Annotated in this window: 14 protein-coding genes; 11 read left to right on the top strand and 3 right to left on the bottom strand. The window is 39.0% G+C overall.

All coding sequences use genetic code 11. From position 1 onward, the window contains the following. Window positions 1-77: 77 nt before the first annotated feature. Window positions 78-530: an ASCH domain-containing protein gene (locus ACSYTE_RS01065; RefSeq protein WP_491716879.1), complete on the top strand. Its 453-nt coding sequence runs from the start codon at window positions 78-80 to the stop codon at window positions 528-530. A gap of 74 nt (window positions 531-604) precedes the next feature. Here ACSYTE_RS01065 and ACSYTE_RS01060 read toward each other — a convergent pair whose 3' ends face one another. From ACSYTE_RS01060 to ACSYTE_RS01050, 3 genes are all read right to left on the bottom strand, one after another. Continuing rightward, entirely contained in the window at window positions 605-1,474 is an 870-nt protein-coding gene (locus ACSYTE_RS01060) for a GRP family sugar transporter (protein ID WP_491716878.1), read from the bottom strand. 92 nt (window positions 1,475-1,566) lie between these two features. Further along, on the bottom strand, window positions 1,567-2,115 hold the full coding sequence (locus tag ACSYTE_RS01055; RefSeq protein ID WP_491716877.1) for a GNAT family N-acetyltransferase: 549 nt from the start codon (window positions 2,113-2,115) through the stop codon (window positions 1,567-1,569). A 3-nt stretch (window positions 2,116-2,118) separates the two neighbouring features. Beyond that, window positions 2,119-3,000, bottom strand: coding sequence for an N-acetylmuramoyl-L-alanine amidase (locus tag ACSYTE_RS01050; protein ID WP_491716876.1), 882 nt, complete (start codon window positions 2,998-3,000; stop codon window positions 2,119-2,121). Window positions 3,001-3,155: 155 nt separating this feature from the next. On the opposite strand from ACSYTE_RS01050, the gene ACSYTE_RS01045 reads away from it, so the two are divergent. The 10 genes from ACSYTE_RS01045 (at window position 3,156) to ACSYTE_RS01000 (ending at window position 12,779) form a co-directional block, all read left to right on the top strand. Beyond that, the gene (locus tag ACSYTE_RS01045) at window positions 3,156-4,061 is read left to right on the top strand and encodes a metal ABC transporter solute-binding protein, Zn/Mn family (RefSeq protein ID WP_491716875.1); all 906 of its coding nucleotides are present in this window, start codon (window positions 3,156-3,158) and stop codon (window positions 4,059-4,061) included. Between the two features lie 2 nt (window positions 4,062-4,063). Then, window positions 4,064-4,726: an ATP-binding cassette domain-containing protein gene (locus ACSYTE_RS01040; protein WP_491716874.1), complete on the top strand. Its 663-nt coding sequence runs from the start codon at window positions 4,064-4,066 to the stop codon at window positions 4,724-4,726. Further along, window positions 4,726-5,523 (top strand): metal ABC transporter permease, encoded by a 798-nt coding sequence (locus ACSYTE_RS01035; RefSeq protein ID WP_491716873.1) that lies wholly within the window; start codon window positions 4,726-4,728, stop codon window positions 5,521-5,523. Before ACSYTE_RS01040 ends, ACSYTE_RS01035 begins: the two co-directional genes overlap by 1 nt. A gap of 72 nt (window positions 5,524-5,595) precedes the next feature. Beyond that, complete coding sequence (locus ACSYTE_RS01030) at window positions 5,596-6,237, top strand: hypothetical protein (RefSeq protein WP_491716872.1); 642 nt, start codon at window positions 5,596-5,598, stop codon at window positions 6,235-6,237. A 22-nt stretch (window positions 6,238-6,259) separates the two neighbouring features. Further along, window positions 6,260-7,459 (top strand): GH25 family lysozyme, encoded by a 1,200-nt coding sequence (locus tag ACSYTE_RS01025; RefSeq protein ID WP_491716871.1) that lies wholly within the window; start codon window positions 6,260-6,262, stop codon window positions 7,457-7,459. A gap of 515 nt (window positions 7,460-7,974) precedes the next feature. Further along, window positions 7,975-9,120, top strand: coding sequence for an amidohydrolase (locus ACSYTE_RS01020; RefSeq protein WP_491717267.1), 1,146 nt, complete (start codon window positions 7,975-7,977; stop codon window positions 9,118-9,120). 15 nt (window positions 9,121-9,135) lie between these two features. Then, window positions 9,136-10,221 carry a glutathione S-transferase C-terminal domain-containing protein gene (locus tag ACSYTE_RS01015; protein WP_491716870.1) on the top strand — a complete coding sequence of 362 codons (1,086 nt, stop codon included), beginning with the start codon at window positions 9,136-9,138 and terminating at the stop codon, window positions 10,219-10,221. Further along, complete coding sequence (locus tag ACSYTE_RS01010; RefSeq protein WP_491716869.1) at window positions 10,211-11,545, top strand: MmgE/PrpD family protein; 1,335 nt, start codon at window positions 10,211-10,213, stop codon at window positions 11,543-11,545. Before ACSYTE_RS01015 ends, ACSYTE_RS01010 begins: the two co-directional genes overlap by 11 nt. Next, window positions 11,546-12,118: a GNAT family N-acetyltransferase gene (locus tag ACSYTE_RS01005; protein ID WP_491716868.1), complete on the top strand. Its 573-nt coding sequence runs from the start codon at window positions 11,546-11,548 to the stop codon at window positions 12,116-12,118. After that, window positions 12,108-12,779: an amino acid ABC transporter permease gene (locus tag ACSYTE_RS01000; protein WP_491716867.1), complete on the top strand. Its 672-nt coding sequence runs from the start codon at window positions 12,108-12,110 to the stop codon at window positions 12,777-12,779. The genes ACSYTE_RS01005 and ACSYTE_RS01000 overlap by 11 nt, the downstream gene beginning before the upstream one ends. The last annotated feature ends 1 nt before the right edge of the window (window position 12,780 follow it).

Below are 12,780 nucleotides of genomic sequence, written 5' to 3'. Positions count from 1 at the left end.
TTAAAGATGCCATCGGATCGGTTTCCGGTGGCATTTTTTAGCCCTATAATGATTAAAAATATTGAGGGGGCATTAATATGATAACTACTAAGATTGAACAATACTGGGAACAATTTCTAAATACTACTGCATTGTCCAACGTGGATTACTTTGATGTTTATTCTGATGGAAATGGGAAAAGGCAGGCTGACAAGCTAGCTAAGTTAATCGCTAATGGGGTAAAGACTACCACTTCATCGGCAGTTGGATTATACGCTCCTAATAACGAAGATGTCCCCAAAGTGGGGGACTACAATGTCATTTTAGATGGATCTGAATCGCCGATTTGTATTACACGAACTGAATCAATTGAGACAATAGCATTTGATCAAGTGTCAGCTGAAAATGCTCATCAAGATGGTGATCGTTCTTTAAGGCATTGGAAAAGGACTCATTTGAATTTGTTTAAACGTGAATATGCAAAAATTGGCCAGCGCTTTAATCCCCAAATGCCATGCCTGTTTGAAAGATTTAAAGTCGTTTACAAATAAATTGAAAAACTAATGTTAATCGATGACTAAATAAAAAAATTGCGCTGCGATTGCAGCGCAATTTTTTATTTACGTTAATCTAGTTGACTAATCATGAAGGCACTTCCGATTACCAGAATTAATCCAATAATGGTAAATGTAAGTTCCTTTTTATTTTTGTGTTCGTGGAGAATAACAATTCCACCTAATGTAGAAATGATAACGTTTAATTGGGTTAGTGGAAAGGCTGTTGCAACCCCATTTAGCTTTAAAGAAGTTAAATATGCAAGCACCCCGAAACCACCAGCAATCCCAATTGAAGTACTCTTTAATGTCGGCTTAGTAAAGAATAGTGGTTTATGATCCTTACTTTGCATGAACAACCCAAGTACTAATGCACCAAAGAACATCCCAAGGGTTTGTGGGAATAAACTAGATAAACCGGCTGCATTTGGGACCCGTGGAAACACGGAACATGCAGTGTAACCTAATGAACCAACAATTAAGAGGGTTAACCCAGATTTGTAATCCATTTTAGGTCTTTCAACACTACCATCTTGAATACTGGTTAATGTGATTCCAACGATTAGAACTAAGATGCTGATAAAACCAATCATTTTAGAAGTTGCTGAACCCCATTCACCCCAGACGATAACCCCAATTAATGGAATTTCCACTAATTGCAATCCAGTTGAAATTGGCATTGCGGTTGAGACATTCATCTTTGTAAATGCAGCGAACTGCATTAATTGTGCAATTGCCCAAAGTGCTCCTCCAGCAAAACACCAAATGAAACCACTTAGCGTTAACTCTGGCCTAAAGATAAGATAAAGCACTAAACCAACGGCTACTTGACCATAAACGGTCCCCATTAGTTGGTCAATTGGACGTCCTCCAGCGATGGTGGCGATTAGCGGACCAATCCCCCATAAAAGTGCTGGTAAAATTCCAATTAAAATTGGCATATAAAACCTTCCTTAATAATAAATTTTAAAAAATACTAACAATCTAATTATATATTATTTTAAAGTGATTAGTAAATTAATTCCAATCTTTCTTAATTATTGAACAATCGAATGTAAGCATCGGCATCGTGATATTGACCATTTGAGAAAATATGATCTTTTAAGACGGCTTCGTGAACAAACCCTAATCTTTGGGGAATTGATCGACTTGCGATATTTTCAACATCGGCAATTACGGTGATTTTATGCAACTGTAACTCTGGCTGGACGTTAATGATCATTTGTTTTAATGCATTCGTCATAATTCCACGCCCCTGCACAGTACTGGATAGCCAATAACCAACTTCAGCTGAATGATTATCATTATTAATGTTATGTAAATCAATCATGCCAACAGGTTGATCGTTATAAAGAATTACGAATAGGAATAATTTAGAATCAACGAATTGTTCCCGTGCAAATTCTAAGAAGTTAGCCTCATCATCAGGCCCCTCCATTTCAGCAGCCCATGGTAAATATCGGGCAAGTGATTCACGATCTTGGTCAATTAATGCATAGAGTGGTTTTGCAAATCGAATTTCTGGCATTGCTAACTTAATTTCTGCATTATCTAAATTAAAAGTACATAGATTCATCATCATTAATCACTCCGCATCCAAATATTGTTTCATTGATTTTACTACGTCTTTTGCTACAGTGTTACGATAATCTGCGTTACGAATGTATTGGAGATCCTTTGAATTATCCATGAAGCCCATTTCAATCAGTACGGCGGGCTGCTTATTGTTACGGAGAACGAGGTAGTTACCAAAATCAATGCCACGATTGACCAATGGTAGGCCTGAAAAATTATTATTTAAAATTTCGGCAAAAATATCGGCATTATTGTGATATTTAAAAATTTGAAAGCCAGTTGCGTCATTAGCAACGTTGGAGGAATTATAGTGAAAACTCATGAATAAATTAGCTTTCGAATTATTAGATAAATCAGCCCTTTCTTGAAGACCAACTGTTTTATCAGTGGTCCGACTCATAATTACCCGTGCATAAGTCGGTTTGAGTAAATCACGAACCCGAAGCGCAAGTGGTAAGGTGTAGGTTTTTTCCTCATTATCAGCACCACTACCAAAATGTGATAGGGTCCCAGTATCCTCTCCACCATGGCCTGGATCCAACACAATTGTTGATTCAGCAATTTTATTTGCTGTTTTAGCATTGTATTTAGTTTGATTGATCAACCACGAGGCAACCCAACCGGTGTGGCCATTAGCTTTTACATACCACCAGTCTGTCTCTGCGTTCTTTTTAATTACTTTTAAGCGCGTTCCATTCTCAATCCGACTAACTAACTTAGATGATATCTTAGGGTTCGATCTTAAGTTGATTGAATGAGCGGTAACTAGTGGACGTGCAAGGTAAATTCCAGCTTCAATAACGATGATTCCGACAATACAAGCAGTAATAATTAATCGAATCATCCAAACACCTGGGGAAGCTGATAAGAAAGAACGGATTTTTTTATTCATAATCTTTGCCACCCTTGTAATTTTCAAGTAAAATGTTAATGATTGGTTAAATAGAATAATTTTAACCTTATTTAAGATTATCTAGCAAATACGATATTAAATCAATTTTTATTGCTTTTGGGGGCAGTATAAATTGAAGGAGTGAACATTTTATAATGTTTAAATTTGTTAAGAGATCATTGATGGGCTTAGTTGTTGTACTAAGCATGGTGTTTGTTTTAGTAGGGTGTAGTAGCTCTAAGAGTGAAAGTAGTAAGGGAATTCACGTTGTGTCTTCCGTTGATTTTTATGGTGATGCTGCCCGTGCTGTTTTGGGTAACCACGGGACTGTTAAGTCGATCATCACCAAATCAACGATCGATCCACATGATTTCCAACCAACTGCACAGACCGCAAAACAAGTTGCTGGAGCTGATTTCGTTATTTACAATGGATTGGGATACGATTCATGGATGAAGAAGTTAACTAGCAACGGACCAGATGATTTAACATCTGTTAATGTCGGTAGTTTGATGGGCAAACAAACTGGTGACAATCCACACATCTGGTATAACAGCAAGACGATGCCTACGTTAGCTAATAAGTTAGCAGCTGAATTCGGTAAGAAAGAACCTAAGTACAAGGATGAATTCAAGAAGAATGCTGCTAAGTATATTAAGTCACTTGACTCAAATATGAAGTTGATTGATGAGCTTAAGGATAATGCTAATAAGGCTAACAATAAGCTAGTTGGGGTTAGTGAACCAGTTTTCGATTACTCATTACAAGAAATTGGTTACAAGGTTGCTGATAACGGCTACGCTAAGTCAGTTGAAAAGGGGACTGATCCATCACCATCCGATATCAAGGAAATTCAAAATGATATCAAGTCCAAGAAGATTGCATTCTTTGTTGATAATAGCCAAGCCAGCGACAAGGTTGTTCAAAACCTCGTTAAGATGGCTAACCAATACAAAGTACCCGTTCTTAAGGTTACAGAAACAATGCCTGATGGAATGGATTACAAGGATTGGATGGCTTCTCAATACAAGAATCTATTAGCAATTCAAAAGGAGAAATAGTATTGAAATCAAAAGTGTTAACTGTTCAACATCTTGATGTTGCTGTTGATGACCAAACTTTGATTAATGACCTTTCATTTTCTATTTATGGTGGCGCACTTACTTGCGTGACTGGTGAAAATGGAGTTGGGAAAACAACCTTGGTAAAGGCATTATTAAAGTGTAAACGGCATCAGACAAAACAGGTTCACTTTTTGGTTCGGCCGGATCAAGTCCAATATGTTCCACAATTTCGGAACATTGACGATGATTATCCGATTAAAATAAAGGATTTTGTGAGCCTTAGCTTGCAAAATTCTTTTTTGCCATGGTTGACTAAATCAGAAAAAAGCCGAATTCAAAAAGTGCTTGATATGACTAAACTAACTGAAATTGAAAATGAACCTTTGGGACGGGCTTCGGGTGGACAGAAGCAACGGGCCTATTTAGCACAGGCGTTAGTTACTAATCCAAAACTATTAATTTTAGACGAAACTACTGCTAGTTTGGATAAGGATTCTAGAATCTATCTTCTTCAAGTGGTGGTAGATATTATTAAACGAACTGGAGCTGCTGTAATGTTTATTACCCACGATCCTGAATTGATTAAACGGTTTGGTGATTATAATTTAGAAATTGCAAATAAGCATGGTGTGATGCATGAAGTAAAGGGGGGCCAAGCATAATGTTAGCTTACGCATTTATGAGGTATGGCTTCATTGCTAGCTTCTTTATATCGATTTTATGTGGGTTCATGGGGGTTTTTGTTGTCTCCAGAAAAACTTCCTTTTTTACCCATACTTTGTCAGAAATTGGATTTGCTGGAGCAGCATTTGGATTATTTCTGGGTACTTCACCTGTAATTGGAATGCTGATCTTCACAATTTTAAGTTCCTTAATGATTGGGACTGTCGGTAATCGAGTTAGTCGACGTGAATCTTCAATCAGTGTGTTTTCTGGATTATTCATTGGATTAGGGATTTTATTTCTTTCATTAGCCAATACCCAATCTAGTTATGCAACGAATATCTTATTTGGTAGCATCGTTGGGATTGGGGTTAATGATTTAAAAACGTTAATTATTTTAAGCATGATTATTATTATTGCGATTTTACTAATCTATCGAAGACTAAAATACAATTCTTTTGATGGGACGGGTTCTCATTTTAATGCAGGGTATGACACCCTGATTTCAATTATCTTTTTGATCCTATTAGCTTCAACGGTTAGTGTAACTGCTCAAATCGTTGGATCATTATTAATTTTTGCGTTATTGACGATTCCAGCATCCGCTGCAAAGTTTTTTGTGCATAATGTTTGGGGAATGATTTTGCTAACTTTTATCTTTTCATTGGTTGGAACCTGGGCTGGATTATATTTCAGTTATATTACAGATTGGCCAGTCAGTTTCTTTATAGCAGCGATAGAAAGCGCTTTTTACCTAATTGCAATTGGTTACGATAAATTAAAAAATCGTGACTAAGGTTTATTTTATAACACAATTTGGTATACTAATTACAAAGTTCTTTTACCGTTCAGGAGGTAACATTTAAAGATGAAAACATACCAAAAATTAATTCCAGTAGCGATGCTAGGTTTACTATTAGCTGGCTGTGGAAGTAAGAATAGTGATAATCAAAATGCTTCAATGAAAAATAGCAGTAGCAAGACACACGTGGTTAAGAAGAGTGCAGAGAATTCATCAAAAGCATCCTCTAGTTCTTCTAGCTCAGAAAGCACAAGTGACAGCATGAGCAACAGTTCATCAGAAAATGCAGGTAGTGATAGCCAGGTTTCTTCAAAGACTTACGCAAGCGAAGAGGCTGCTAAGAACAAGGTCGGTTATCAATCAAAGGCCTCAACTTCTGGATTACCAACTGTTGATTTAGGCAGTGGAATTACTGGTGTTAAGGATGCTGGTGCCGGACAAGTGTTCGTTAGTTTTAACATGGGACGGTGGTCATTAACAGTACGTGGGACTGAAGTGAACACCAGCGATACCGCTACTCCTGCAGCTAAGCAGATGGTGGCTTACTTACAAAGCCATACATTACCAATTCCAAGCGGTTATGGTCATGTAAGTGCGGATATTGACTCTAATGAAACAACAGTTAAATGGCAAGAAGGCAAGACTGTTCACACCGCGACTGGAAGTACTCCAGAAACAGCAATGCAATCGGCAATTGACGCTAAATAATTAATAAAAAGGGATCCTAGATATGAAGAAGATAAGACATGTACTAACGAAAGCAGGACTAGTATTATCAACTGGAATCGTAACCTTAGGGCTGGTTAACGTTGCGAAATTAGGAAAACCCAGCTTTACAGCACACGCTTCTGTTCAAATGAATCCAGCGTATGATTTGTCCGAATGGCAAAATGCGCTAACCGATTCACAAGTTCAAAAGTTAAAAAATGAAGCTAGTTTTGTGATTATTCGAGTTCAATATGGCAGTAATTATGCTGATCGCGTTTATCAAAATAACCTTAAATTGTTAGATAAATACGATGTGCCATATGGTGTGTATAGCTATAGCCTGTATAATTCTGTGGCTCAAGCACAGGGTGAGGCCCAGACACTTTATAATCGGGTGCCGAATGCACGATTCTACGTTAATGATTTGGAACAAACGAACGGAATGAATAGTGCCACACTGGATGCTGCGACATCATCTTGGGCAGCAGAAATGCGGACGTTAACGACTAGACCAATCGTTTTATACAGTGGACTTTACTTTATGAGTAATACCATTGGTAATTCTAAAAATGACTATGATACTTTATGGTTAGCATCTTATGGAGCTGGTGAACCTGATCCTTCATATACCTATGGATTATGGCAATTCACTGATAGTGAATATAGTACTGCTTTGAATCAAAAGGTCGATGCCTCTGTGATTCCAGATGGTGGGAAGCCAATGTCATTTTGGGTTGGTAGTGGCGCAACTACTTCCACAGCAAGTAGCTCTGCACCTGTTACCAGTAGTGCGGCTTCATCCGCTAACTCTGCTGGTTCATCTGTAGCTTCTTCCGTTAGTTCTGCAGTTGCTTCTTCAAGTGCTAGTTCAACTTCTAAATCTAGTTCTGGGACCACTTCATACAGTAATAACACAACTACCGATGGTTCTAGTGTAAGTAAACATTCGATCAGTACCAAGAAGAAAGTTACGATTAACGTCATGAAACCAAAAGTTAATAGTAAGGTTTATTACTCTTCGAAGAAGGTTAAAAAAGTTAAGGTAATTGCTAAAAATGGAATTTATATCTACAATAGCTCAAATCACCGTGTAAAACACGTTAAGAGCGGTACGATTCTAGACGTTAGTTCCTTTAAGCAACAGGGAACTAAGACAATTACAATTGGCTTAGATGGAACTCACTTTACATCGAATAAGAGTTTTATTAAAGCAGTTAAGTAACATCAATACATTTAGTTATGATTAAATAACTAAATGTATTTTTTTTATCATTTTTAACGTTGATTTAGCAATGGTTATGAATAATTGATTGCATTCAGGTTAGAAAAAATTAAAAATATATGTTGACAAGATTATATTATGTGTGTTTAAATGTACTCATCAAATAAAAGAGAGGAATTTTCTTATGACTAAAATAACTAATCACTTCGAATTTAGTTGCTGTTGCTTTGCTTGCTGCATGATTTAGCAACGTTTGTATTCTTGGATACAGGCGTTGCGTCGTCTGTATCTAAGTGAAGTTATTTTAGTGAACTCAGTTAGATGCAATAAGTTAAGTCTAACTGGGGTTTTGATTAGTTTACGGGCTAGTTGAAATTAATTTTAAGAAAATTCGCTTCTTTTTGTGGCCGAATTGAAACTTTAAAATATTCACCATCTTAAAAAAGACCAGTTAGACGATTTATCAGTCTAATTGGTCTTTTTTTTGAAATTTTTTGGAGGAAGGTTGATGTTTTATTTCTACTAGTGATTTAGATCAGCGATTAGTTGACATTCGTCATTACCTACATGCGCATCCAGAGGTATCTGATCATGAATTCAAAACAACTGATTATATTAAAAATATTTTAGAGCAACTTGATTATCGGATTGTTACTCCAAAAGGTTTAAATACTGGGGTGATTGCGGAAATCGGCCCACGTGATTCTAAAATTATCATTGGACTTAGGGCTGATATTGATGCCCTACCAATTCAAGAAACAACTGGATTATCATTTGCCTCTACTAATCAAGGCGTCATGCATGCCTGTGGCCATGACCTACACATGACTGGTTTACTAGGGGCTGCTTATTTATTCGCAGAACACCGCAATGATTTAAAGGTCAAACTAAGGTTGATCTTTCAACCCAGTGAAGAAATTCATACAGGGGCAAAGCAGGTGATTGATGCTGGTGGGATTGACGGGCTTTCAGCGATCATTGGTTTTCACAACAAACCCGACTTAAAAGCTGGTGAAGTTAGTATTTTAAAGGGTGGTCAAATGGCTGCCGTTGATCAGTTTAAAGTGACCTTCAAGGGGAAGGGAACCCACGCTGCGATGCCGCACTTAGGAAATGACCCAATCGTTGGCTTAGCAAGTACGATTACCGCCCTCCAGACGATTGTTAGCAGAAATGAAAATCCTAAAGATACATCGGTTTTATCAGTTACCCACGTCTCAGCTGGTAATACTTGGAACGTGTTGCCAGAACAAGCTAGCTTTGAGGGGACTAATCGTAATTTTAATTTAGATGCTCAAAAATTAGCGAAGCAACGTTTCTATCAAGTCGTAAATGGTCAGGCAGCATCGTTTAACTTGGCTGTTGATATTCAATGGATCAACGGCCCCAAGGTGGTTTTGAACGATCCGAAACTGACCGATGTCATCATTGATGAAACGAAGCGCCATGCTAATTTCGTTGAAGGGGATCCATCAAATGCTGGTGAAGATTTTTCTGATTATACCGACAAAGTGCCGAGTGTTTTCGCCTTTATCGGCAGTGAGGGGAATTCAGACTGGCACCATTCAGACTTAGTGATTAGTGACAAGGCGATTCAAACGGCCTATGAATGGTATTACTACGGCGCACTTAGATTACAGGATGAATTTATTAATCAATAGATTGGAGATTTAAACATGAGTGATAACAAACTAAAAGCAGAAGCAGCCAAAATTGAAGTATCTCAAGATTTACAAGCATGTCCAATTGATTTTTCGAAGTCGAAGGTAGCTAACCCGAGGGCCAACGAAAAACAAAAGGACTATGCGAATGCAGGTGATAAGTCGAACTTTAATGAACGGGCTAAGTTTGCGGCATATCAAGGTCCAGCATTTCAAAATAAATTTACAGACGGGACCCTACCAGTTGAACCAGGGCGCTATCGATTAATCTGGTCTCGCCACTGTCCATGGGCAAATCGGATTGCGATCGCCATTGATTATCTCGGCTTAGACCAGGTCATCTCAAAGGGCGTTGTTGATCCATTGAGACCAGCCGGGGTTGTCGGAGATTGGTTCTTTGATCTAGATGAGAATCACCAAGATCCAGTCCTTAAGATTCATTCACTAGGCGAAGCATACAAGAAAGCTGACCCCGATTATCAAAAACGCAATACCGTTCCAGCACTTGTTGATATTCAAACGGGCAAGGTCGTTAATAACGACTACAACAATCTAATCAAGGAATTGAGCGATGCCTGGAAGGATTACCAAACTAATCAAGACGTTGATTTATATCCTGATGATTTAAAAGAGGATATTGATAATTTGAGCGATATTATTTTGATGGACGTGAACTACGCCGTCAATGAAGCGGGTCACGGGCGCTCACAAGCTGATTATAAGAAGTGGTACGACCGCATTTTCAATCGATTAGATTGGTTAGAAGACCGCTTATCCAAGCAACGCTACTTGTTGGGCGACAAGGTGACCCTAGTGGATATTAACCTGTTCGTAACGCTATCCCGATTCGACCTCGTGTTCTACCAAAAATACTACGTGAACAAGAAGCGGCTAGTTGATTATCCAAATCTCTGGAACTATGCCAAGGATCTCTATTCGATCCCCGCATTCGGGAACAATACCGACTTTGATTCAATGAGAAAACGGTTCTATGAAGTTGACCATACTCCACAAAGTGACCTACCAAGAATTATTCCACTCGGCCCCGATGATAGTATTTGGGAAGAAGAAAATGATCGAGCTGAGAAATTTGGCAACTAATAATACGAAACGGCTGGCAGAGTTAATCTTTAATACCCACCAGGAGGATTATTTACAGACGCTGCCGATTGCTCGGGAGTGTTTGATCGACTACATTAGCTGCTTGGTGAGTGCCAGTCAGCAACCAACGGTGACTCGGTTTGCGAAACGGTTAGCGTTGAAGGATGGGCAGGCACAACTAATTGGTCAATCCCTAACTACAACGCCTGAACGGGCCGCCTTGTTCAACGGCTTTGCCGCCCATTATCTTGATTTTGACGATGTCCAATCAAATTTAAGGGGCCATTCCAGCGTGGTCATCTTTTCAGCTTTGTTGAGTTTGAACGATGCAACGGTTACCATGAATGATTTTTTATTCGCATCCGTGGTCGGGGTCGAATTTGCCGCGCAACTAGGCGCGCAATTAAACCCAGCCTATAAGTTAATGGGCTACCACACGACTGCAACGCTCGGGGTGTTTGGGGCGGTTGTTGCGATTGCGAAGTTGCAAAAATTATCAGTGGCAGAGATCGTGAGCTTACTGTCATTTGCGGCGACCCAATCTGCAGGCCTAGGAATCGAAGCGGGGAGTGATACCAAACCACTACATGCTGGGTTAGCAGCCAGTGATGCCGTTCAAGCTGCTTTATTTTTAAATGGTGGCTTAACCACGAACCAGGATGTTTTTAACAATGAAAACGGCTGGAACATCGTGGTTGCAAACCAACCACTCGATGTCGAGCGCATTACTGCTCAATGGTTCAACCCTCCGCAAATAATTGATCCTGGAATCTGGTTCAAGCTCCACCAATTCTGTTCAGCAGCGATGTCTGGTTATGATGCTGCAAAGTTGCTTTATCAACAGGGGACGCGGCTTGCTGACATTCAAAAAGTCATCTTTCATTTCGTAGCGGGTGGCGATAAGGTGTTGCGTTACACCACGCCCGATACTGGCCAAGCGGGGAAGTTTTCGATCGAATATATCTTTTGGCAAATTTTGAAAAATGGTGATGTTGATGATCAATTGTTCGATGATCAGGTGTCAACCAACTTATTTAAAACTGAAACGAAATCCCTGTTCGCAAGGCAAAACGACTTAGTTGCTCAATCCTCTGATGACCGACCAATCGAATTGGAAGTCCATTTAAAAAATGGGCCCGTTAAAAGAATTGCGGTTAATACGCCTAAGGGGTCTCCCAAAAATCGCCTTTCAAATGCTCAAATCTTAGCCAAATTACAAAACGCAATTGCTAATAACGGGGTCGATTTAGATGTGCAACAACTACTCACGATTTTAAAAACTGGTAGCGTCAAGGACTTGAATCACGTTTTAAGGGGGGTGTGAGTGATCACAACGATCAATCGGGAAATTAAAGCGACAGAGTTAGAACAACTGAATGATTTACTGCATTCTGCATATCAAGCTGATCAAGAATTAGGGATTCATTTTAAAGCAGCAACGATCACAATGGCAGAAATGAAAGAGCAAATGGCGACGATGAAAACGTTTGTGACGGTTGATGATGACAAGATTATTGCAACGGTTTCGGTTCGCTTGCCATGGTCATTGAATAAAAGCCCATATTTAGTACCCCATCTAGGCTGGGTGGCCACTAATGGTGATTATTTACACCAGGGTTATTCGAAAAAGCTCATTCATTGGGTCGAAGAACACGTGATTAAATTACAGATGCATTCGCCCGCTGTTACATTAGGAACGGCAGTTGAACACCCATGGCTTGCTTCTTTTTATAACGGGATTGGCTATGAACCAATTGCTACACAACGTAAATACGCTGATCACTTAACGGTTTATATGGTGAAGATCCTAGATCAGACGATCCTTGAAAGAGCAGCCCAATTAAATAATTTGGGGTTAGCTACTCTGAACAAAGGAGAGTTGAAAGATGAATTTTGATTTTAAATATTTTATTGAAGTTTTTCCAACGTTAATTGAGTTTATTCCAATTACATTGCTGCTCGCATTGTTGTCGATGATTTTAGCAACGGTCTTAGGTGGAGTGATCATGTTATTGAAATATTCTAAAAACCATCCTTTGAATTATGTTGCGAACGTCTATATTTCATTTTTTCGGGGGATGCCTAGCTTAGTACAGTTATTTATCATCTACTATGGATTACCGCAGATATTTCCCTTCTTTAGAGGGTTGCCAGCATTCATTGCCGTGATTATTGGGCTGGGCTTCAAGCAATCGGCCTACCTGGCAGAAATCTTTCGGGCAGCAATCGATTCAGTCGATCGTGGCCAGATCGAAGCCGCAAAAACGCTGAACATCAAGCCTGCGAAGTTGTTTCGATACGTCGTCTTTCCCCAGGCATTCGTGAACGCATTGCCATCAACGGGGAACAGTTTTATCAGCTTGATAAAGGAAACATCGTTAGCCTTTTCGCTAGGGATTACCGAAATGTTTTCCGAAGGGAAGCTATTAGCTGGAGCTTCATTTAAGTATTTTGAAACATACTTAGCGGTTGGGATTTTATATTGGATTTTAATTATTATCTATACATTTTTACAGAACATCATTGAAAAACACATTTCAATTCCATACCAGAGTTAAT

Source organism: Nicoliella sp. ESL1120, from assembly GCF_058508515.1.
This window is presented reverse-complemented; position numbering and strand designations above follow the sequence as displayed.

Excerpts from the sequence above, each read along its gene's own strand:
- ACSYTE_RS01065 (WP_491716879.1), top strand. The coding sequence starts at position 78 with ATGATAACTACTAAGATTGAACAATACTGGGAACAATTTCTAAATACT.
- ACSYTE_RS01060 (WP_491716878.1), bottom strand. The coding sequence starts at position 1,474 with ATGCCAATTTTAATTGGAATTTTACCAGCACTTTTATGGGGGATTGGT.
- ACSYTE_RS01055 (WP_491716877.1), bottom strand. The coding sequence starts at position 2,115 with ATGATGATGAATCTATGTACTTTTAATTTAGATAATGCAGAAATTAAG.
- ACSYTE_RS01050 (WP_491716876.1), bottom strand. The coding sequence starts at position 3,000 with ATGAATAAAAAAATCCGTTCTTTCTTATCAGCTTCCCCAGGTGTTTGG.
- ACSYTE_RS01045 (WP_491716875.1), top strand. The coding sequence starts at position 3,156 with ATGTTTAAATTTGTTAAGAGATCATTGATGGGCTTAGTTGTTGTACTA.
- ACSYTE_RS01035 (WP_491716873.1), top strand. The coding sequence starts at position 4,726 with ATGTTAGCTTACGCATTTATGAGGTATGGCTTCATTGCTAGCTTCTTT.
- ACSYTE_RS01030 (WP_491716872.1), top strand. The coding sequence starts at position 5,596 with ATGAAAACATACCAAAAATTAATTCCAGTAGCGATGCTAGGTTTACTA.
- ACSYTE_RS01025 (WP_491716871.1), top strand. The coding sequence starts at position 6,260 with ATGAAGAAGATAAGACATGTACTAACGAAAGCAGGACTAGTATTATCA.
- ACSYTE_RS01015 (WP_491716870.1), top strand. The coding sequence starts at position 9,136 with ATGAGTGATAACAAACTAAAAGCAGAAGCAGCCAAAATTGAAGTATCT.
- ACSYTE_RS01000 (WP_491716867.1), top strand. The coding sequence starts at position 12,108 with ATGAATTTTGATTTTAAATATTTTATTGAAGTTTTTCCAACGTTAATT.